Below are 22,753 nucleotides of genomic sequence, written 5' to 3' on the forward strand. Positions count from 1 at the left end.
TTAGTAAATTAATGTCTAAAATGACGCATTCCAGTTAATACCATCACCATATTATGTTCATCTGCGGCATCGATGACTTCTTGATCACGCATTGAGCCACCTGGATGAATCACACATTGAATCCCTACTTTCGCCGCTGCATCAATACCGTCACGGAATGGGAAAAACGCATCAGATGCCATTACACAACCGGCTACGGTTAAGCCTTCGTCCTGTGCCTTAATACCCGCAATCTTAGCAGAATACACACGGCTCATTTGACCTGCACCAATGCCGATGGTTTGGTTATCTTTGGCGTAAACAATGGCATTGGATTTCACGAATTTCGCGACTTTCCAGCAGAACAATAAATCTTTTAATTCCTGTTCGGTTGGTTGACGTTTGCTTACTACTTTCAAATCATCCACGCCAACCATGCCTAAATCTGCATCTTGTACTAACAAGCCACCGTTCACGCGTTTGAAATCTAAACGTTCGGAACGTGACGTCCATTCACCACATTCAAGCAAACGAACATTTTTCTTACGTTTCACGACTTCTTGCGCTTCAGCAGAAACTTTCGGCGCAATAATCACTTCAACGAATTGGCGCTCCACAATTTCATTCGCCGTTTTTTCATCTAATTCACGGTTGAACGCAATAATGCCGCCAAATGCAGAAGTTGGATCGGTTTGGTAAGCGCGATTGTAGGCCTCTAAAATATCTTTACCTAAAGCCACGCCACATGGATTAGCGTGTTTAACAATCACGCAGGCTGGCTCGTCAAATTCTTTTACACATTCAAGGGCTGCATCAGTATCGGCAATATTGTTATAAGATAAAGCCTTACCTTGCAGTTGTTTTGCAGTCGCCACACTCGCTTCTTTCACATTTAAATCAACATAAAAGGCTGCATTTTGATGAGAATTTTCACCGTAACGCATGGTTTGTTTACGCACGAAGTTAAGGTTTAAAGTCCGCGGGAATTGACCGCACTTCGCATTCGCATCTTCTTCAGCGGCAACGTGATAAGGTTTCACCATTTGTCCAAAGTAGTTGGCAATCATGGAATCATATTGAGCGGTGTGTTCAAATGCTTTGATGGCAAGATCAAAACGGGTTTCAAGCGTTAAGCCGTTTTGATGTTGATCCATTTCGGCAAGAATGGCATCAAAGTCCTTATTGTTCACGACAATCGCCACATCTTTATGGTTTTTCGCAGCGGAACGTACCATCGTCGGGCCGCCGATATCAATATTTTCCACAGCATCTTCTAACATGCAATCTGGTTTAGCCACGGTGGCGGCAAACGGATATAAATTCACGACGACCATATCGATGCCTTCAATACCATGTTGCTGCATGATGGCATCATCTGTACCACGACGACCAAGAATCCCGCCATGTACTTTGGGATGCAAGGTTTTCACACGACCGTCCATCATTTCTGGGAACCCCGTATAATCAGACACTTCAGTCACCGGCAAACCATGTTGCTCCAATAATTTTGCGGTACCACCTGTGGAAAGTAGTTTTACACCACGCTGTACTAAGCCTTGAGCAAATTCTACAATACCAGTTTTATCAGAAACACTCAGTAAAGCCTGACGAATTGGACGATCTGTCATTACATTTTCCTTTAATTAAATGGTTAAAAATAAGCGGGGTGAATTATAACGCAAACGTTTGCGCAAATATAGAAAAGATTAAATAAAATGTAATCAGAATAAAGTGCGGTAAATTTCAAGCATAAAAAGCCCACATAGATGTGGGCAAATAAAAGGATTAAATTATGAAACTACAACTAAACTACTTTTTAAAAAACTTGTTATCTAAGGCACAAGCACCTGCACCAGAGAATACAAAATAGAAGAAAAGTACAGAGTAAAGTAACGCAAGCTCACCGCCATTTGCAATTGGGAATAGTAAATTCCCTTTTCCAGCCACATGCATAAAGAAATACGCAAAAGCCATTTGACCAGATAAAATAAACGCAGCTGGGCGCGTAAATAATCCTAAAATTAATAAGATTGAGCCGATAATTTCAATCACGCCACCTACAATCATCATTGAGTCACCGACCGGGCCATTTCCACCCGTCATGGAAATTGGGAACTCCCAGAATTTTGCTGTGCCATGTAAGATAAACATGTAAGCAGCAGTGATGCGTAATAGCGCTAATACATAAGGGCGATATTTTTCAAGATTGTTCATTTGCTTTCCTTTTGTTTAAAGATGAATTAAAACGGCGTCATATTAATCTTTAACGGATAGTCAAACAATAATCAAAATCGAAAAATACTTTTTACCAAAAGTAAAAAATAACTAAAGTAGCTTTTCAATCCAATTAGAAAAAGAATCAGCATCCATAAAGCCCGTTACTCTACTTCCTTGAATCTCATTATTTTGCTTATCAAAAAATAAAATTGTGGGTAATCCCATCACATTAAAGCGTTCCATTAATGCTTTATTTTCTGGGCTATTCTTTGTCATATTCACTTGTAACAATAAGATATTTTGAAACTGCTGTTGCACTTTTGGATCTGAAAAAGTCAGCTTTTCAAATTCTTTACAAGCCACACACCAATCCGCGTATAAATCCAACATCGCGATCGAATGCGGATTTTCCACTAAAGTGCGGTCAAGTTCTTCAATATTTTTAATTTGCTTAAATTTAACCTGAGAAACAGACTTATTTTCTACCGCACTTTGTATTGTTATCTGAGTTTGCCAAATCCAATTTTGCAAAGGTTGTACGGAAACCATAGCCAACGCAAAACTAATAATTTTAATGGCATAGCCAAAACCACTCTTAGGCATCTGCAACGCAAACCAAATAAAGAATGCTGTTGCTAATCCAGCCCATAAGCGAGGCTCCCATACTTCAGGCAAAATACGAGAAAGTAAAAACACAGGTAACGCTAACATAACAAAGCCGAATGTTTGTTTCACTGTGTTCATCCACTCACCTGATTTTGGCAAAATTTTATTACCAAACAATGTGATTAACATGAGCGGCACGCCCATACCAAGTGCGAGTAAATAAAGGGTTGCTGCGCCTGTGAATAAATCACCGCTTTGCGCCACATAAAGTAAAGCGCCAGAAAGTGGTGCAGATGTACAAGGTGATGCCACAAGCCCAGCAATCATTCCCATCGCAAAGGAACCGCCAAAAGCGCCCGAGGTTTGTTTTTGACTCCATGTATTCAATTTATTTTGTAAGCTATTTGGCAATTGAATAGTAAATAAGCCAAACATTGAAAGGGCAAGAACAACAAATAAAATAGAAAGCCCGATCATCACATAAGGATGTTGCAAGGCGATTTGAAACGGCAAACCGATAGCCGCTACCGCTAGCCCTAACAAGGTGTAAGTCAGTGCCATGCCTTGAATATAAAGAAAAGCTAAACTAAACGCTCGCATCATATTTGGACGTTGTTGCTGACCAATAACAATAGCAGAAAGCAACGGTAACATTGGCAATACACAAGGTGTAAAAGCCAGTCCCAATCCCAATAAAAAGAAACCCAAAATCGCCCATTTACTATGGAATAAACCATCAGCTAAACGATCTTGTTCAGATAAAAGTGCGGTATTTTTTTCAACTGTTTTTTCGACAATTTTCTCTTGAGAAACGGCTAAATCCCCAATTCGTAATACTTTAGTTTCAGGCGGATAACAAAAACCTTCGGTACATCCTTGATAACTGATTTCAACCTGCTCATCAGCATTGCTAAATGCGCCGCTAAATACGCCATCAATTGAGCGAGTAAACACCTTCACTTTACCAAAATAAGGGTCTTGATGTAATTCAGCTGCTTGTTGAGCATGTAAAGTAAGAGCATCCGATTTACCAACTAATTCAGCACTAATCTTATCTTGATATAGATAATAGCCATCGGCAATATCCCAATGAGCTTCTAATTGGCTTTTATCCGCAGATAAAGTGGCAGAAAATGCAAAAGCATCATCTACTTTCAAGAAAGATTGTTTTTTATCAAATAGACCAGCGTTAGCTGCAAGTGCGGTAAAAATCAGTGTAAAAAAAAGAAAAAGTTTTTTCATAGAATTGAAAGGAAAAGTAAAAATGCGCAAAATTCTATCACAAAGAAATTTGAATATCTAAAACTATGATTTAGATCATAAAAAAGAAAATCTTATAAAAAATAACCGCACTTTTTTATTGTTACAACAATGTTACACCGCTAGAATGGAATCATGATAGCATACACCAAAATAAGTATAAGGATGGAAAATGGCTACTCCACAAATTCTCGTTGTTGAAGATGAAATCGTTACCAGAAATACGCTTAAAGGGATTTTTGAAGCGGAAGGGTATGATGTGCTTGAAGCAGAAAATGGCGCAGAAATGCATCACATGTTAGAAAACCACAATATTAATTTGGTGGTGATGGATATTAATTTACCGGGTAAAAACGGTTTATTATTAGCAAGAGAGCTCCGCGAAGAACTCAACTTGCCGCTTATATTTTTAACTGGTCGTGATAATGAAGTCGATAAAATTCTAGGGCTAGAAATCGGTGCCGATGATTATTTAACCAAACCTTTTAACCCTCGAGAATTGACTATCCGTGCACGGAATTTATTGCATCGCACAATGCCACATCAAGAAAAAGAAAATACATTTGGTCGAGAATTCTATCGTTTTAATGGTTGGAAATTAGACTTAAATAGCCACAGTTTAATTACGCCAGAAGGTCAAGAATTTAAACTTCCGCGCAGTGAATTTCGTGCAATGCTACATTTCTGTGAAAATCCAGGAAAATTACAAACTCGCGAAGAATTACTAAAAAAAATGACGGGACGTGAATTAAAACCTCAGGATCGTACGGTGGATGTCACAATTCGACGTATCAGAAAACATTTTGAAGATCATCCTAATACCCCAAATATCATTATGACGGTGCATGGTGAAGGATATCGTTTTTGTGGGGATATAGAATAAAGTTATTATTTCTATCAACTGAGAGACTATTTTAAAATTCCTTTTTGAAATTAATTTCCCATTTTGATAGAATCCATACGCTTTCATTGTGATTGTCACCATGAAAAGTGAGTTCGGATGAAGGTAGCTGGAGAGCGGGGAATTGACCCCACACCGACGATGTAAAATCTTTCAGGTGCGATGGCAGGGACTGTTACTGGACGAACCCTTGGAGAGATCCATTTTAGAAATGGACGCCGAAGGCGCAAAAGAGCGGTTAATTTTTCAATCGTTTTTCAAACGCTCAGGCAAAAGGACAGGGGCAAAAGACAATCTATCGTAAGTGTGGAAATTATCAATCTTTTCACCGCACTTTCTTTTCCATTGTATCTTTTCGTCTTCTTGTCGTGTTTATTTTTGATTTAAACGACGAGGAATCACATGACAATTGAGTCAATTCTTTCAGCTATTGATAGCTTTATTTGGGGCGCACCGCTACTCATACTCTTATCAGGCACGGGGCTCTACTTAACCTTACGTTTAGGCTTTATTCAAATTCGCTATTTACCACGTGCGCTGGGTTATTTATTTAAAAAAGATAAAGGCGGGAAAGGCGATGTGTCATCTTTTGCCGCACTTTGTACCGCATTAGCAGCAACAATCGGAACTGGTAATATTGTGGGCGTTGCAACTGCTGTACAAGCAGGTGGGCCTGGCGCTATTTTTTGGATGTGGCTAGTCGCCTTGTTAGGAATGGCAACAAAATATGCCGAATGTTTACTCGCGGTTAAATACCGTGTTCGCGATAAAAATGGCTTTATGGCTGGCGGTCCAATGTATTACATTGAACGTGGATTAGGTATCAAATGGCTAGCAAAATTATTTGCATTATTTGGTGTAATGGTGGCCTTTTTCGGGATCGGTACATTCCCACAAGTCAATGCGATTACCCATGCAATGCAAGATACTTTTAATATTCCGGTTTTAGTTACTGCCATTATTGTTACGCTTTTAGTCGGCTTAATCATTCTTGGTGGTGTAAAACGTATCGCAACCGCATCATCGGTAATTGTGCCGTTTATGGCGATTTTATACGTCACTACTTCACTGGTTATTATCCTTTTAAATATAGAAAAAGTACCAGATGCAATCTCATTAATTATTTATAGTGCTTTTGATCCGCAAGCGGCGCTAGGCGGGGCTGTTGGCTTTACCGTAATGAAGGCAATTCAATCAGGCGTCGCTCGAGGCATTTTCTCCAATGAATCAGGTTTAGGAAGCGCACCAATTGCAGCCGCAGCGGCACAAACTCGTGAACCTGTTCGACAAGGCTTAATTTCTATGACAGGTACATTCTTGGATACCATCATCGTTTGTACAATGACTGGAATTGTATTGGTATTAACTGGAGCGTGGAACAATCCTGAATTAGCGGGTGCAACAGTCACAAACTATGCCTTTGCACAAGGTTTAGGAACATCAATTGGCGCAACGATTGTAACCGTCGGTTTATTATTTTTTGCGTTTACAACTATTTTAGGCTGGTGTTACTACGGTGAACGTTGCTTTGTTTATCTCGTTGGTATTCGTGGCGTAAAACTATATCGTTTAGCTTATATTGTGTTGGTAGGGTTAGGCTCATTCTTACACTTAAATTTAATCTGGATTATCGCCGATATCGTAAATGGTTTAATGGCCTTTCCAAATCTCATCGCACTCATTGGATTGCGAAAAGTTGTGATTGAAGAAACAAAAGATTATTTCCAACGCTTGAAAATAAATCATCACGATCAAGACGAAATCGTAGAATAATCAAATGAAAAAAGGTATGGATACAATCAGTATCCACACTTTTTTTCTTATCACAATTTCCTATCTTAACAACTTATCTTAGAAAGAAAAGCAGCTTTTTTCAGAAATTAGACATAGATCATATTTTTAAAAATTACTTTGACATTTTCTCTTAAAGCCCTTGAAAACCTGAATTAAGAAAGCTATTTTGTAATTAAACAAAACTGTAAATCACGCAACAAAGAGGTAAATGCTATGACACTTAATATCACCAGCAAACAAATGGAAATCACCCCTGCAATTCGTGAACACGTGGAGGAAAGACTCGCGAAATTAGGTAAATGGCAAACACAGTTAATTAACCCACATTTTGTTTTAAACAAAGTACCGAATGGATTTACTGTAGAAGCATCTATTGGCACACCACTGGGCAATTTATTGGCAAGTGCAACCTCAGATGATATGTATAAAGCAATTAATGAAGTTGAGGAAAAATTGGAGCGCCAGCTTAATAAACTTCAACATAAAAGTGAATCTCGTCGAGCAGATGAACGATTAAAAGATTCGTTTGAAAGTTAATATTGAAAATAAACTAAAGAAAGAAAAGCAAAAGTGCGGTGAAATTTTATCCATCCAAAAAAGTTAGGTTATTAAATCGAGGACTAAGCTCTGTGATTCACAGGGCTTAGTTTTTTAGTTTACACCGAATACTCTCATGGTGAATGAATACTCACCTTTCATTTGGTTATTTAGGGCTAATCTACGTCAGCCCCTTAAATTATTTACATTCAACGATGTAATGTTTGTTCGGGACGTTTAAGATGCCTTAGGGGAGAGAATGATTTTTATTGCATTGAAGATAAACATTGCTCACTTGTTGTTTGAAGAGTTGGTTGTAGTTAGTCACAAAAAATCTACACTTTAATCAATTAGTTGTCTAATATAAATTTGGGGCAGCAGATCAATATTCTCCTTTTTATTTGTAATATAGGATACGAGATGAATAATAAAACTAGCGTTTATGACAAAGAAAACTTCTTTGAGCTTTATCAGAAACTCCGCGCAAATCCAATTAGCCTCAATGAAATTGTTGAAAAGCCCACCATGCTCTCACTGTTGCCTGATTTAAAAGGGAAAAAATTACTCGATTTAGGCTGTGGGTTTCGTATCATAATAATGACACAGGCAAATACTCAAGTAAATACAATAGTTTTAGAGCTTCTACCAAAGTTTAAAATCAAAAAAATGAATCGTTGGTGTGCTGTTTAGAGCAGTTATTACGAAAATAAATGTTGTAAACAGTACATCAGCATAAAGGAGGCACTCACATGTCTAAGGTGAAAAAAGACACGATTGAAGCAAAAGGTTTTGCTATTCAAATTTATACTGAAGACTTTAAAAATGACTATATAAGTTTAACGGATATTGCAAGATACAAAAATGTGTATGAACCTAAAGATGTTGTTAAAAACTGGCTAAGAGTAAGAGATACAATTGAATTCCTTGGTCTATGGGAGACTATTCATAATCCTAATTTTAAAGGGGTCGAATTCGACTCCTTTAGAAAGGAAGCAGGAACAAATGCATTCACATTATCGCCTCAAAGATGGATTGAAAATACAAATGCAATCGGTATTGTTTCTAAATCTGGGAGAGGCGGAGGAACGTTCGCTCATCCTGATATAGCAATGGAATTTGCTTCGTGGATTTCAGCAGAGTTTAAGCTCTATTTAATCCAAGATTACAAAAGGCTTAAGTTAGATGAAAATTCTAAGCTATCATTAGGTTGGAATTTGAATAGAGAAATTTCTAAGATTAACTATAAAATCCATACAGATGCAATCAAAGAATATCTATTAAAGGATCTTACCAACGAACAGTTATCCTATAAATATGCAAGTGAAGCAGATATGCTCAATGTTGCCTTATTTAACAAGCGAGCAAAACAGTGGTGTGAAGAAAATCCAGATTTGAAAGGCAATATGAGAGATTATGCAAGTCTGAATGAGTTACTGGTGCTTGCCAATATGGAAAGTTATAATGCAATTCTTATTGGAAAAGGTATGGAACAAAAAGAAAGAATGATAGAACTTAGAAAGCTTGCGAGAACTCAAATTGTGTCCTTGGAAAAATTAAATAAGAAAGCAATAAAAAAACTGGAGTATTTCGATGATGAAAAAAACAAATGAAAAAAAAATAGCGAATAAATGTCAAATTTTTACTCCCACAAATTATGTTAAAGAGTTACTGGACTCTGTTGGTTATCATAAAAATATAGTAAATAAAACAATATTAGAAAATTCTTGTGGTGATGGCAATATACTTGTTGAAATAGTTAATAGGTACATTGAAGAAGCAATAGAACTTAAATTTTCTAATAAAAAAATAAAAAAAGGTTTAGAAAACAATATTTTTGGGTTTGAAATTGACAAAAATCAATTTGAAAAGTGTATCTGTAACTTGAATTTACTTGTTAAAAAAAATGGGATACAGGATGTTGAATGGAAAATCTATAATGAAGATTATTTAAAAAGTGAGGTAAATATACAATTTGATTTTATAGTGGGTAATCCTCCATATATAACTTACAGTAATTTATCTCAAGAGGAAAGAACATTTATTAAGGATAAATATGAAACTTGCAGACAAGGAAAATTTGATTATTGCTATGCATTTATAGAACATAGTATTAAGTCATTATCAAGTGAAGGAAAAATGTCTTATTTAATACCTAGTAGTATTTTTAAAACTGTTTTTGGGAATAAGCTTAGAGAATTTATGGTTAAGTATATTGTTGAAATAAAAGATTATACAAAAGAAAAAATATTCGATAATGCGTTGGTAAAGTCAGCAATTATAATAGTAGATAAAAAGGATTGCAGTGAAAAAATCAAATATATAAATATGAGTAATGATGATGGGTTATATATTTGTAAAAAAACAATTAGAAAGAAATGGGTTTTTTCTAATGAATTTAACATTGGTAAGAAACGGTTTGGAGATTATTTCAAAGTATCTCACGTGGTAGCAACCTTGTTGAATAAAGCGTATGTAATTAATGAAGATATGTACGATGAGGCAGATGAATACTATAAGGTTGGAAAATTTATGATCGAAAAGGATGTAATTATGCCAACTGCAACACCAAGAAATATGAGATATGGTAAAGAGGAAAAAATTATTTTTCCTTATAAGTATATTGATAATCAATTAATAAAATATACAGAAAAAGAATTTAAAAACTTATATCCTGGGGCTTTTTCTTACTTAACAAAATTCAAAGAAGACTTAATAAAAAGGAAATCAGATAAAAAATCAAAGTGGTTTGAGTACGGAAGAACGCAAGCACTTTTAGGAATTAAGTGTGAAAAATTACTTATATCAACTATCATTACAGATAAAGTCGCTGTATATAGACTAGATGAGGCATGTATTCCATATGCAGGGATGTACATTTCTTTGAGAGATGAACATCAGGAATATAATTTTGGTTTTGCAAAAGAAATTCTTGAAAGTGAAAATTTTATGGAATATGTAAAGAAAGTGGGGATAAATATTAGCGGAAGTTCATTGAGAATTACATCAAAGGATATTGAAGAATTTAATTTTTAACGGAGGAAATATGGAATATCTTAAATACAGTATTGAAGATAGTACAATTTCAGAGCTTTTAGGTGTACAAAACTTTTCCAATGATGAGGCTGCAGTTTTAGAATTAGTTAAAAATGCATATGATGCGGGGGCGTCGGTTGTCAAATTAGAATTTGTAGATAAAACAACTCTGAAAATAATTGATGATGGAGATGGTATGGATTCAGAGGATATAAGGAAACATTGGATGCATATTGGGAAAAGCAATAAAGGATATAATTTTATTGATACAAATAATAATGTTAGGGTGCAAGCCGGAGCTAAAGGAGTAGGTAGGTTTGCCCTATCAAGATTAGGCAAGAATATACAATTATATAGTAAAAAAGAACAAAAAGATGGAATTGTTTGGAAAACAGATTGGAATAAATCTACCTTAGATTTAGATTCTAGCATAGATAATAAAGGCACTTGTATAGTAATAAACAATCTTAGAGAAAAATGGACCCCTAAGAGGATTGAAAAATTAAATAAATACTTAGAGAAAACGTATAATGATACAGCTATGAAGATACGAATTATAGCTAATGAATATGATAAATTTGTGAAGTTGCATTTTCCAAAACCTGAACCAGGGAAAAATTGCAGAGCGAATATTATCCTCAAACATAATAAAGGAATGCTATCTGTGTCTGTATTTTCAGACGAATTTTCTAATGATGCTATTAAATATTGTCCGGAAGTAGATATAAAAACATATAATAGTGAAATCAACATTTTAGATGAATTTGAAGGTAATGAAATTTATGAGGGGGGACGCAAAGAATTATCTTCTGAATTAGATAAACTTGGAGAGTTTTCTGCAAACCTATTTTTCAATCTTAATGTAACAAAGCATGACAAAGAAAAATTTCTATATAAGTATCTAAGTACAGATGAAAGTGTCGATAGTGGTGTGATTCTTTATAGAAATGCTTTTAGCATATCATCGTTTGAAGGAGAAAAAGATTGGCTGGGTTTAGGAAAAAGATCAAGAAAATCCCCCGCAGCTGCGTCGCATCCTACAGGTGCTTGGCGAGTTAGAGAAAATCAAGTATCGGGTTATGTATTGATTGATAAGCAACAAAATATAGTGTTGCAAGATCTTATGAATAGACAAGGATTGGATGAAAATATATCCTATCAATTATTTGTACAAATTATATTAACTGGAATTAAAGAATTTGAAAGGTATAGACAAAAAATAATTCGAAAAATAAACGAAAAAAATAAAAATGAAGAAGAGTATGCAATAAAAATATCAGATGAAATAGTAAAAAACCCTAAAAGGATAGAGAACTTAAATACAAGTGAAAAAAATAAGCTTGTTAATGAAATTAAATTATTTAAACAAGATAGTAAAAAATTCAAACAAGAGAAGGCAAATGTAGAAGCAAGATACAAATATGATGTTAGAATTTTAAATGCTTTAGCAACATCTGGAATGAAGGCTACATCTATAGCGCATGAGATAAATAACGATAGAAATCAAATGGAACCATCCTATGATGATATTATCACTGCTTTAAAAAAATATTGTGTATGGGATATTGTTAATAGTCCAGAGAATAGAAAAATTGCATGTGAAGACATACCTGGTTTATTAGAAAATAACCATAGAGCAGTAAAAAAAATCCTTAGTTTTATTGATGCAATTTTAGAAAAAGTAGAAAAGAAACAATTTTTCGCAGAGCACTTAAATATAAACGAAATTGTAAATTCGATATTGAAAGGTTGGAAAAAAGATTATTCTTGGTTGAATGTAGAAATTTGTATAGATGATAAAGTTGAATTTAATATATCAAAAGATACGTTCTATACTATATTTGATAATTTAATATTAAACAGTGTTCAACAAAACATCGAAACTAATGAATTAAAAATAAAAATAGCAATAAGTAGGAATAATAACAAGCTGAGAATATCATATTCTGATAATGGGAAGGGATTACCAAAAAAATATTTAGATAACCCAAGAATTATTTTAGAACCACATGAAACAAGTAGAACCAATGGGCATGGTCTCGGAATGTGGATAATTAATAATACAATTAATTTACAAAAAGGAGAAGTTCTTTCTATTTCAGGAGAGAATGGATTTGAATTTATTTTTGAAATGGAGGAAACGATTTAAAATGGAATCAATAACTATGCTTTATGTAGATGATAAAATTGATTTGTATGTTTCGAAATATTTAAATTCATATTCAAATAATAAGGCTGAATATAAATATTCAGAATTGAAATTTGAAAATAAATATTCCTATAAAGACTTACTTGAGAATAATGAAATTCAAAAAGCTGATATATTATTTTTGGATTCAATGCTTTTTGAAAATGGAAATGTACAAGATAATAAAATTTCTGGTGAAGAGCTTGGGTTAATAATTAAAAAAATTTTTCCATTTAAAGAAATAATAGTAATTACCCAATACCAAGACAAGATGGAATATAGTACATTAAAAAAATATAATTCTAATACGTATCATTGTGATGAGGATTCATTTTTTCAAGATAACTGGAATGAAGAAATAGTTAATGCTACGAAAAATATCATTTTAAATAGGAATATTTTAAAAAATATTTCTTCAAAAAGATATGTTGAAAAATATCTATTTGAAAAAATGGAGAATTCTATTAATGGATTATCAAATTACGATAATTTAACAAAGGCTGATATAGATAGTCTTATTAAGGCTTTTGAAGAAATGAGAAATTTATATGAAGAATGATTATAGAAATACGATATATTGGGTTTCGAAAAAAAATATTGTATCTGAAAAAGACGCTTTAGAAAATAAAATAAAAGCTGAACATTCTCGAACTAAAATAATATATAATCAAATAAATAAAAAATATAGTGTTTATAATAAGTTATTTAGAAACATATACAGCAATAAATGTTCATATTGTGGAATAACAACGGATGTAGTAAGTTCTGAATTATTTGAGATCGATCATTTTTTATGTGAATCATCATTTAATGGAGATTCTATAAATGCAGGTAAAATAAAAAATTTAGTGCTTTCGTGTAAAAAATGTAACAGAGCAAAGAAAGATTTTATATGGGATGAAGTATATTCTTCGAAATTTAATGTTGATGATGGAAGTATAACAGAATTATTTTATAGAGATAAGAACTACTATATAAAAGTGGAGAATAAATTTATTACAGATAAAACTATTTGTGAATTCTATAGAAAGTTGAAATTGGACGAAGAAATTAGGAGATTAGATTTTTTGCTCATGAATATGTATGGCTTCTCTAAAAAACATTCTAGTGATAGAATATCTGAAAAAATATCAAAATGCGTTGTTCTTTTGCAACAAAAAAGAAATGAGTTGTAGTTGATGTATCATGTGGTACCGGAGGTCATTTACAACTTTATTTAGAACGAGGGGCTGCTAAAGTGATTGGAACCGATCTTTCCGAAAAAATGCTCGAACAAGCTGAAAAAGATATGCAAAAGTGCGGTCATTTTTCAGGGCGTTTTTCGTTATATCAGTTACCGATGGAAAAATTAACGGAATTTCCAGAAAGTAATTTTGATGTCATTACCAACTCTTTTGCTTTTCATTATATTGAAGATTTTCCCGCTTTATTAGCTTCTATTGCCAACAAGCTTAAGCCTAACGGCGCATTAGTTTTTTCCCAAGAACATCCGATAACCACTTGCCACAAAGAAGGGGAACGCTGGGAAAAAAATGACAAAAAACAGCAAGTTGCTTATCGTTTAAATCATTACCGAGAAGAGGGCGAACGCAATAGAAATTGGTTCAAACAACCTTTTCAAACCTATCATCGAACAACAGCGACAATTATCAATAATTTAATTCATGCAGGGTTTCAAATCGAGCAAATGGAAGAACCAATGCTTGCCGACCAACCGCAATGGCATAATGAATTTAAAGATTTATCACACCGCCCATCATTGTTATTTATCAAAGTAAGAAAAGTGGAGAAATAAACAAAATAAACTGGTTTTTAACCGCACTTTATGGTATAAATCGCCCCGCTGTTTTTGCCTTTCAAAAGCAGCTTTTTAATTACTAACAACACACACACATATCAACAAGGCTTAATCGGGGTGCCAAACGGTCGATTAGCTGATATGTGGAGGCTCAACCCCAACATAAAGGAAAATATTATGGCACAAGTTTCAATGCGCGACATGATCAACGCAGGCGTACACTTCGGACACCAAACTCGTTACTGGAACCCACAAATGAAACCTTTCATTTTTGGTGCTCGTAACGGTGTTCACATCATCAACTTAGAAAAAACTTTACCTTTATTCAACGAAGCTTTAGCGGAATTAACTCGCATTGCTAGCAACAACGGTAAAGTATTATTCGTTGGTACAAAACGTGCAGCGTCTGAAGCAGTTCAAGCAGCAGCATTAGATTGTCAGCAATATTACGTAAACCACCGTTGGTTAGGTGGTATGTTGACTAACTGGAAAACCGTTCGTCAATCAATTAAACGTTTAAAAGATTTAGAAACCCAATCTCAAGACGGTACTTTTGATAAATTAACCAAAAAAGAAGCGTTAATGCGTAGCCGTGAGATGGAAAAACTTGAATTAAGCCTTGGCGGTATCAAAGATATGGGCGGCTTACCAGATGCATTATTTGTTATCGGTGCAGACCACGAACATATCGCAGTTAAAGAAGCAAACAACCTAGGTATTCCTGTATTTGCTATCGTTGATACTAACTCAACTCCAGCTGGCGTAGATTTCGTTATCCCTGGTAACGATGATGCGACTCGTGCTATCCAACTTTACGTTTCTGCAGCTGCAGCAGCAGTTAAAGAAGGTCGTGGTAACGAAGCTCAAGTTGCTGAAGAATTAGCAGCTGACGCAGAATAATTTAAGTTTTGCAATAAGGCGAAGCCCTTAATAATCAAACGATTAATTGGCATAGGGGCTAAAGTTTAGCCCCTATATTTTTATCTAAAAGTGCGGTCAAAATAAATCGCATTTTCGACAGAGGATTTTAAAAATGGCTGAAATCACAGCATCATTAGTAAAAGAACTTCGTGAACGTACCGGTGCCGGTATGATGGAATGTAAAAAAGCATTAGTTGAAGCAAACGGTGATATTGAGTTAGCAATCGACAACATGCGTAAATCTGGTCAAGCTAAAGCAGCTAAAAAAGCAGGCCGTGTTGCAGCTGAAGGTGTTATCCTTGCTCGTGTAGAAAATGGTTTCGGTGTATTAGTTGAAATGAACTGTGAAACTGACTTTGTGGCAAAAGATGCTGGTTTCTTAGGTTTAGCAAACGAAGTAGCTGATTTCGCAGCAGCAAACAAAGGTACAACTATCGAAGCATTACAAGCACAATTCGAAGAAAAACGTGCTGCATTAGTAGCTAAAATCGGTGAGAACATGAACATCCGTCGTGTTGCTTACTTAGATGGTCAAGTAATTGCTCAATACTTACACGGCGCGAAAATCGGTGTATTAGTTGCAGGTCAAGGTTCAGCTGACGAACTTAAAAAAGTAGCTATGCACGTAGCTGCATCTAAACCTGAATTCGTAAATCCAGAAGATGTATCAGCAGAAATAGTTGAACACGAACGCCAAATCCAAATCGACATCGCAGTTAACTCTGGTAAACCAAAAGAAATCGCAGAGAAAATGGTTGAAGGTCGTATGAAGAAATTCACTGGTGAAGTTTCATTAACTGGCCAACCATTCGTAATGGATCCTTCTGTATCTGTAGGTGACTTCTTAAAATCAGTAAACACTTCAGTTTCTAACTTCATCCGTTTAGAAGTTGGTGAAGGTATCGAGAAAAAAGAAGAAGACTTTGCTGCTGAAGTAGCAAAAATCACTGGCGGTAACGCGTAATTCTTTAAAGATAACGATATGTTAATAAGCCCAACTTAAGTTGGGCTTATTTGTTTTATAGAATAATAGGATAAGCCGCTGAATTAACAGGCTTAAACTTTTTAGTTACGTTTAGTAAAATAAAAAAATCTACACTTAAATAGTAAACGTTTAAAGTGTGGATTTTGTAATAAAACTTCAGAAGAAATTAAGAAATTTTCTTTTCTAACGCTTTTAAACGTTTATTTATTCCATCAATACCTAACGTCAGTGCCGCTGTTTTACGCCATTCTTTATTCGTTTGCAATGGAATACCAGAGGAATATACTCCAGGCTCTGTAATTGGGCGCATAACCATTCCCATTCCAGTAATCGTGACTTTATCACAAATTTCCATATGGCCATTAATCACACTTGCACCGCCAATTAAGCAATATCGTCCAACAGTCAAACTACCCGCCATGATAACGCCACCCGCAACCGCTGTACCTGTGCCTATATGAACATTATGTGCAATTTGACAAAGGTTATCGATGATCACGTTATCTTCAATAATTGTTGCGTCTAATGCGCCTCTATCGATACACGTATTCGCACCAATCTCAACGTTATTACCAATTATTACTTGCCCTACTTGTGGAATTTTAATCCAACGACCACGATCATTTGCGTAACCAAAACCATCACTACCGATGACTGTTCCTGATTGAATTAAGCAATTAGCGCCAATCTCAACGTTATGGTAAACAGTTACATTAGCCCAAAGTTGAGTGCCTGAACCGATCTTGGTATTTTTACCAACAAAGCAATTTGCACCAATGATCACGTTATCACCAAGTACAACACCTTCTTCAATCACAGCATTCGCACCAATTGATACATTCTCACCTAAAGAAGCACTATCAGAAATTACCGCACTTTTTGCAATGCCTTGCGCTGCTTTTGGCGTGCTATCCATATATTGCGCTAAAATGGCGTAAGCTACATAAGGATCTTTCACAATAAGTAAATTGCTTTCTGAAGAACAATGTTCGACATCCTCTTCAGAAACAACCAAAATTCCTGCTTTAGAATCTTTCAATAATGCACGGAATTTTGCGTTAGAAATAAAAGTAAGTTGATTTGATTGGGCTTTATCGAGTGGAGCGATATTCTCAACAACAACATCGGCGTTACCGCGAACGGTAGCGCCGATTTGAGTTGCCAATTCTTGTAAAGAATAGGATTTTTGCATTATGAGAACCTATTATTTTTTCTCTTCTGCTTTAGCAGGTGCTGCTTTTTCACTAGCAGGAATAGATTTTAACACTTCTTCTGTGATGTCTTTACCCTCTACCGCAAATACAACTGAATTTGCATCAAGCACATAAGTATAACCTTTCGCTTTTGCTAAATTATTTGTAGCAGTTTGAATACTATCTAATAATTTACCACGCTCTTCTGCTTGACGTTTTTCATTTTGCGCTTGGAACTCTTGAACTTTTTTATCTTGTTCCTGCATTAATTTTTGTAATTCAGCATCTTCAGCCGCGCCTAATTTATTAATTTCTTCTTGGCGTTTTTGAATATCTGCTTGACGTAAGCGAGGTGCATCTTTTTCTAAAGCCGCAACTTTTGCTTCTACTTTTTTACGAGCAGCTGCAATTTTATCATCAACTTCTTTTTTGCTTGCTGCTAATTTTTCAGCTACAGGTTTAAATTCAGCATCGAGTTTATCCGCTACAGCTTGACGGTCTGGGTGATGTTGAAAAATATAACCTGCATTAATGAAAGCAATTTTTTCTTCAGCTGCAGCATAGCCTGAAGCAAGTGCGATACCTAAAGCAAGTGCGGTTACTTTTGCGATGTTTTTCATTTGATAAAGATCCTTAATTAAATTGTGGTTAGTTTAGTATTTTCTCTGCCTAACAAAATCAGGCAGAGAATGCTATCTTTGACATTCGAATGATGAAAAAAGTTCAATCTAATTAGAAAGAACCACCAATACTAAATTGGAACTGTTCTACATCATCATTTTCATATTTTTTGATCGGTTTGGCATAAGAGAATACTAATGGTCCAATAGGGGATTGCCATTGGAAGCCTACACCCGCAGAGGCACGAACTCGACTAACTTTTCCATAATCGGGTAAGCTTTTCAATACATTGTTATCTAACCCACTCTTATCCGATTTCCATTTGGTATTCCAAACACTTGCCGCATCAACAAATAAGGAAGTTCGGACTGTATTTTGGCTCTTATCGCTCACAAACGGTGTTGGTACAATAAGTTCTGCGCTCGCAGTTGTGATTGCATTACCACCAATCACATCAGAACTGATCTTATTAAAATTACCATGTTGATCGGCATAAATTGCATTAGGTCCAATACTACCATAAGCAAAACCACGTAATGAACCAATGCCACCAGCTGTATAAGTTTGATAGAACGGTAAACGCTTGTTTCCAAAACCATTTGCATATCCTGCAGATGCTTTTGCAGATATAACCCAACGGTGATCTCTGTCTAATGGATAGAAACCTTGTACATCTGCACTTAGTTTGTAGTATTTGTTATCCGAACCTGGAATTGTAACTCGTCCACCAAGACTTGCTTTTACCCCTTTAGTTGGGAAATATCCCCTATTAAGGCTGTTATAGTTCCAACCAAAAGAAAAATCAAAGTCACTGGTTTTGATTGAATTTCCATTAAAATTCATGGAATCAAGATATAATTCACGGTTATATTCTGGAGCAAAGTTACTAATCTTATTATAAGTATAACCTAATCCAACATAGTAAGAGTTATTTTCATTTACAGGGAAACCTAAAGTGACATTACCACCGTAAGTCGTACGTTTATAATTAGAAGATGTATCACTTTTAGAGTTATCATAGTTTTCAAAGAAAACATTTCCACCAAGACTTACGCCATCTTTAGTAAAGTAGGGTTCGGTATAACCTAAATTGACACTAGTACCATAATCATTTTTCGTACCAGCTATACTTACTGCTGCCCCTGTTCCCAAGAAATTATCTTGTTTAACACTAGCTTGATAGCTAATACCACTTTCTGTACCGTAACCAATACCAAAGTTGATACTACCTGTATTACGCTCTTTAACTTTATACACCACATCTACTTCGTCATCAGTGCCTTTTACAGGATCAATTCGATTTTCTACGGTTTCGAAGAATCCTGTACGATCTAAACGGATTTTACCTAACTCAACTAATTGCGAGTTATACCACGCCCCCTCTTGTTGGCGCATTTCTTGACGTAAAGTACTATCTGCTGAAACAGTATTTCCTTCAAAGCGTAGTTGACGAACAGTTAAACGTCGACCAGCATCAACAACAAAAGTAATTGCTAAGGTTTTATTCGCATCATCAAAATCAGGTACAGCATTCACCGTTGCACTACCGTAACCACGTTCACCCAATTTTGCTTTAATCGCATTTTCAACATCTGCGATATCGCTACGACGGAAAGTGTCATTTAAATGTAATGAAGAAAGCAAAGGTTCAAGTTCAGAAGCCATACCGCCCACATTACCAACTATACGAGCACTACGAAGGTCATACTGTAAACCTTCATTTACATCAATGGTTACATTCACTTTCGTTTTTTCATCATTTAGCTGAACATCAGTTTTAGTGATTTGTGCTTTGGCATAACCATTATTTAAATAATAATCACGAATTGACTGTAAATCTTTCTCGAACTGAGCGCCTTCAAATTTATTACCCCATAATTTCCACCAAGAATCAGGTTGTAATTCCATTTGCTCTTGCAACGTGCTGCTACTAACAGATTCATTACCATTGAAAGTTAATGATGCTAATTTTGCAGTATCATCTTCATTGATCTGAATTAAAATTTCAGCACGATTATTTGGTAACGTATTGACAATAGGTTCAACTGTTGCGTTATAGCGACCTACACTTGCATAGTGCTCTTTTACACTTTTGGCAAATTCATTTAATTTTTCTCGAATTAAAACATCACCAACTTTAAAACCGTTAGCATCTAAGTTTTGTTTAAGTGCTTCAGTTGGAATAACAGAGTTACCTTTGATTTTAACATCTGAAATGATCGATTTAGCCACAACGCTAACAACAAGCACATCGCCTTCTTGATGCGCATTCACATCATCGAATCGACCACTTACGAATAAAGAGCGGACAATATTAGCCACATCATTGTCAGTCACACGCTGACCGGCACGAACAGGTAGACTTGCTCGGATTTGTTGTTCTAAGTCGCCTTGAACACCATCCACACGAATATCTTTTGCCACAAAAGGTGCGGCAAACACAGTCGTTGTCGTACCGAATAATAAACTTGCGATTAGAAGTTTTTTCATCGATTGTATCCTATATAAATTATAGACGTAAAAAATCATTAAATAATGCAAACACCGTTAAGCTTAATAACAGTGCTGCGCCAATTCGATAACAGATGCTTTGCACCCTCTCAGAAACAGGTTTTCCTTTAACAGCTTCCATTGCTAAAAAAACTAAATGACCGCCATCCAATACAGGCAATGGGAATAAATTCATAATGCCTAAATTAACACTAATCAATGCCATAAAACTTAAAAAATACACCAATCCAATATTAGCGGATGCACCAGCACCTTTAGCAATAGAAATTGGGCCGCTTAAATTGTTTAATGACAAATCACCCGTGATTAACTTTCCTAACACCTTCAAGGTTAACACAGAAAGTTGGCCAGTCTTTTCAATGCCTTTTTGCAAAGAGTTAAGAATATCATATTTTAATTCAGTACGATATTCATCAGATAATTTTACGAAAGTTGGGCTTAAACCTACAAACCATTTTCCACTCTGATTACGCACTGGAGTAATAATTTTGTCAAGCGTTTCCCCATTACGTTCAACTTTAATAGAAAAAGATTCGCCTTGTTCGACCTGTTTTATAAAATCTTGCCAAGGAAGTGCGGTTAAATTTTCTTTTAAAATTTTATCACCGATTTGTAAACCTGCTTTCTCAGCTGGAGAATCTTGAACAACTTTAGAAAGCACCATTTCAACTTTAGGACGCATAGGCATAATCCCTAATGCCTCAAACGCACTTTCTTTTTCAGGATCAAAAGTCCAATTTGTCAAATTTAAAGTACGTTGTTGTTCAACATTAGAACCGAAAGGAGAAAGGGTAATCTCAACATTAGACTCTCCCATTTTTGTGGCAAGTAGCATATTGATGGTTTCCCAATCTTGAGTTTCTTCGCCATCAACCGCTAGAATTTGTGTATTGGGTTCAATATGCGCTTGTGCCGCGATTGAACTTGGCGTTATCGATTCAATTACAGGTTTAACACTTGGCATTCCATAAAGGTAGATGACCCAATAGGCAAAAATCGCGAAAATAAAATTCGCCAAAGGGCCTGCAATAATCACAAATGCGCGTTGTAATACGCTTTTACTGTCAAATGCTTGTGGCTTTTGTTCAGCTGGAACCGCTTCATTATGTCCATCAAGCATTTTTACATAGCCGCCTAAAGGAATCATTGAAACCGCAAATTCTGTACCATGCTTATCAATACGTTTCCAAATTACCTTACCAAAGCCGATTGAAAAACGATGGACTTTTATACCGCACTTTCTAGCAGCCCAAAAGTGACCATATTCGTGAACGGATACTAATACCGCAATAGCAATGATAAAAGAACCTAGCGACCACAAAAATGACATTCAAAATCCTTATAACACAAAGAAATAGAAGTAGCTGAAAAAAGGTACTGCGGCAGTCAAGCTATCAATGCGATCTAATACACCACCATGCCCCGGAATTAATTGACTGCTGTCTTTAACTCCTGACTCACGTTTAAACATACTTTCAGTTAAATCACCCAATACCGAAATTGCAACTGTTGCAACGGAAAGAATAACGAATCCAGTGATATTTCGCTCACCAACTAAAGCATCGCCAGAGAAATGAATAAATACAAAAGCAAGCACTAACGCAGTAATTAAGCCACCAACAACGCCTTCCCAGCTTTTACCTGGTGAAACTTTTGGCGCAAGTTTACGTTTACCAAATGCGCGTCCGCTAAAATAAGCACCAGAATCAGCCGCCCAAACAAGCACAAACACGTAAAGTAATAAAAATAAGCCGTGATAAGGATCATTGTTATAGTGTTCTAAACGTAAACGTAATACACCCGCGATAAATGGAATTAAAGTAGAAAAGGCAAATAAAAGCTGTAAAAGAGGATTTTTAGACCAAAATTTAGCTGATTTAGGATAACTCACTACAAGCAATAAAGCTAAAATCCACCAACCAACAGCATTCATCAATAAAAGCTGAAGATGCTGTTCAAACACACGACCTGCATCTAAATAGTTGCCCTCAGTATAGAGCCATAAAAAAATAAAGGCACCTAAAAAAGCAGCAACACAAAAACGCGCTAAAGGCTGTTTAAGGCGAGCAAACTGAGTCCATTCCCAAACGCCTAAAGTCGCCACAGCACCTAACGCGAGGGCAAAATAAAAAGGCGTGAATAAAAATAGCGCACATAACACCGCTGCGATTAACACAATGGCAGATAAAACTCGTTGTTTAAGCATAAT

General features: G+C 35.5%; 18 protein-coding genes, 2 pseudogenes and 1 riboswitch. Of the genes and pseudogenes, 12 read left to right on the plus strand and 8 right to left on the minus strand.

The features are described 5' to 3' along the window. Nucleotides 1-8: 8 nt before the first annotated feature. The 3 genes from purH to DV428_RS03465 form a co-directional block, all read right to left on the minus strand. Nucleotides 9-1,607 (minus strand): bifunctional phosphoribosylaminoimidazolecarboxamide formyltransferase/IMP cyclohydrolase, encoded by a 1,599-nt coding sequence (purH, locus tag DV428_RS03455; RefSeq protein WP_114908694.1) that lies wholly within the window; start codon nt 1,605-1,607, stop codon nt 9-11. A gap of 181 nt (nt 1,608-1,788) precedes the next feature. After that, nucleotides 1,789-2,193 carry a DoxX family protein gene (locus DV428_RS03460; protein ID WP_114908695.1) on the minus strand — a complete coding sequence of 135 codons (405 nt, stop codon included), beginning with the start codon at nt 2,191-2,193 and terminating at the stop codon, nt 1,789-1,791. Between the two features lie 111 nt (nt 2,194-2,304). Continuing rightward, nucleotides 2,305-4,044, minus strand: a complete 1,740-nt coding sequence (locus DV428_RS03465; protein ID WP_114908696.1) for a protein-disulfide reductase DsbD — start codon at nt 4,042-4,044, stop codon at nt 2,305-2,307. A gap of 190 nt (nt 4,045-4,234) precedes the next feature. Here DV428_RS03465 and arcA point away from each other — a divergent pair, with 190 nt between their 5' ends. From arcA to tsf, 12 genes and pseudogenes are all read left to right on the plus strand, one after another. Continuing rightward, on the plus strand, nt 4,235-4,945 hold the full coding sequence (gene arcA / locus DV428_RS03470) for a two-component system response regulator ArcA (protein WP_005627543.1): 711 nt from the start codon (nt 4,235-4,237) through the stop codon (nt 4,943-4,945). 198 nt (nt 4,946-5,143) lie between these two features. Then, nucleotides 5,144-5,254, plus strand: a riboswitch (glycine riboswitch). 111 nt (nt 5,255-5,365) lie between these two features. Next, complete coding sequence (locus DV428_RS03475; RefSeq protein WP_114908697.1) at nt 5,366-6,736, plus strand: alanine/glycine:cation symporter family protein; 1,371 nt, start codon at nt 5,366-5,368, stop codon at nt 6,734-6,736. Between the two features lie 234 nt (nt 6,737-6,970). Further along, nucleotides 6,971-7,294, plus strand: a complete 324-nt coding sequence (gene raiA / locus DV428_RS03480; protein ID WP_009499739.1) for a ribosome-associated translation inhibitor RaiA — start codon at nt 6,971-6,973, stop codon at nt 7,292-7,294. A 420-nt stretch (nt 7,295-7,714) separates the two neighbouring features. After that, nucleotides 7,715-7,876: pseudogene (locus tag DV428_RS09640) on the plus strand (SAM-dependent methyltransferase); the annotation flags it as partial. 167 nt (nt 7,877-8,043) lie between these two features. Then, nucleotides 8,044-8,904: a KilA-N domain-containing protein gene (locus DV428_RS03490; protein WP_114908699.1), complete on the plus strand. Its 861-nt coding sequence runs from the start codon at nt 8,044-8,046 to the stop codon at nt 8,902-8,904. Then, complete coding sequence (locus tag DV428_RS03495) at nt 8,885-10,327, plus strand: Eco57I restriction-modification methylase domain-containing protein (RefSeq protein ID WP_204637048.1); 1,443 nt, start codon at nt 8,885-8,887, stop codon at nt 10,325-10,327. The genes DV428_RS03490 and DV428_RS03495 overlap by 20 nt, the downstream gene beginning before the upstream one ends. A gap of 10 nt (nt 10,328-10,337) precedes the next feature. Beyond that, entirely contained in the window at nt 10,338-12,476 is a 2,139-nt protein-coding gene (locus DV428_RS03500; RefSeq protein WP_114908700.1) for a sensor histidine kinase, read from the plus strand. Between the two features lies 1 nt (nt 12,477). Then, complete coding sequence (locus DV428_RS03505; protein ID WP_153066472.1) at nt 12,478-13,074, plus strand: hypothetical protein; 597 nt, start codon at nt 12,478-12,480, stop codon at nt 13,072-13,074. Then, the gene (locus DV428_RS09825) at nt 13,064-13,690 is read left to right on the plus strand and encodes an HNH endonuclease (RefSeq protein ID WP_114908702.1); all 627 of its coding nucleotides are present in this window, start codon (nt 13,064-13,066) and stop codon (nt 13,688-13,690) included. The genes DV428_RS03505 and DV428_RS09825 overlap by 11 nt, the downstream gene beginning before the upstream one ends. After that, a pseudogene (locus DV428_RS03515) lies at nt 13,687-14,310 on the plus strand (class I SAM-dependent methyltransferase); the annotation flags it as partial. The gene DV428_RS09825 and the pseudogene DV428_RS03515, both read left to right, overlap by 4 nt. 180 nt (nt 14,311-14,490) lie before the next feature. Continuing rightward, nucleotides 14,491-15,213 (plus strand): 30S ribosomal protein S2, encoded by a 723-nt coding sequence (gene rpsB, locus DV428_RS03520; RefSeq protein ID WP_005645552.1) that lies wholly within the window; start codon nt 14,491-14,493, stop codon nt 15,211-15,213. Between the two features lie 133 nt (nt 15,214-15,346). Next, complete coding sequence (tsf, locus tag DV428_RS03525; protein ID WP_114908703.1) at nt 15,347-16,198, plus strand: translation elongation factor Ts; 852 nt, start codon at nt 15,347-15,349, stop codon at nt 16,196-16,198. A 187-nt stretch (nt 16,199-16,385) separates the two neighbouring features. On the opposite strand, the gene lpxD is transcribed toward tsf, so the two are convergent. The 5 genes from lpxD to DV428_RS03550 form a co-directional block, all read right to left on the minus strand. Continuing rightward, the gene (gene lpxD / locus DV428_RS03530) at nt 16,386-17,411 is read right to left on the minus strand and encodes a UDP-3-O-(3-hydroxymyristoyl)glucosamine N-acyltransferase (protein WP_114908704.1); all 1,026 of its coding nucleotides are present in this window, start codon (nt 17,409-17,411) and stop codon (nt 16,386-16,388) included. A 12-nt stretch (nt 17,412-17,423) separates the two neighbouring features. Further along, nucleotides 17,424-18,032, minus strand: a complete 609-nt coding sequence (locus DV428_RS03535; RefSeq protein ID WP_114908705.1) for an OmpH/Skp family outer membrane protein — start codon at nt 18,030-18,032, stop codon at nt 17,424-17,426. A gap of 112 nt (nt 18,033-18,144) precedes the next feature. Continuing rightward, the gene (bamA, locus tag DV428_RS03540) at nt 18,145-20,523 is read right to left on the minus strand and encodes an outer membrane protein assembly factor BamA (protein WP_114908706.1); all 2,379 of its coding nucleotides are present in this window, start codon (nt 20,521-20,523) and stop codon (nt 18,145-18,147) included. Between the two features lie 19 nt (nt 20,524-20,542). Further along, the gene (rseP, locus tag DV428_RS03545) at nt 20,543-21,874 is read right to left on the minus strand and encodes a sigma E protease regulator RseP (protein ID WP_114908707.1); all 1,332 of its coding nucleotides are present in this window, start codon (nt 21,872-21,874) and stop codon (nt 20,543-20,545) included. A 9-nt stretch (nt 21,875-21,883) separates the two neighbouring features. Further along, nucleotides 21,884-22,750, minus strand: coding sequence for a phosphatidate cytidylyltransferase (locus DV428_RS03550; RefSeq protein ID WP_114908708.1), 867 nt, complete (start codon nt 22,748-22,750; stop codon nt 21,884-21,886). Nucleotides 22,751-22,753 lie beyond the last annotated feature (3 nt).

This window comes from Haemophilus haemolyticus (assembly GCF_003352385.1).
Lineage (GTDB): Bacteria > Pseudomonadota > Gammaproteobacteria > Enterobacterales > Pasteurellaceae > Haemophilus > Haemophilus haemolyticus_I.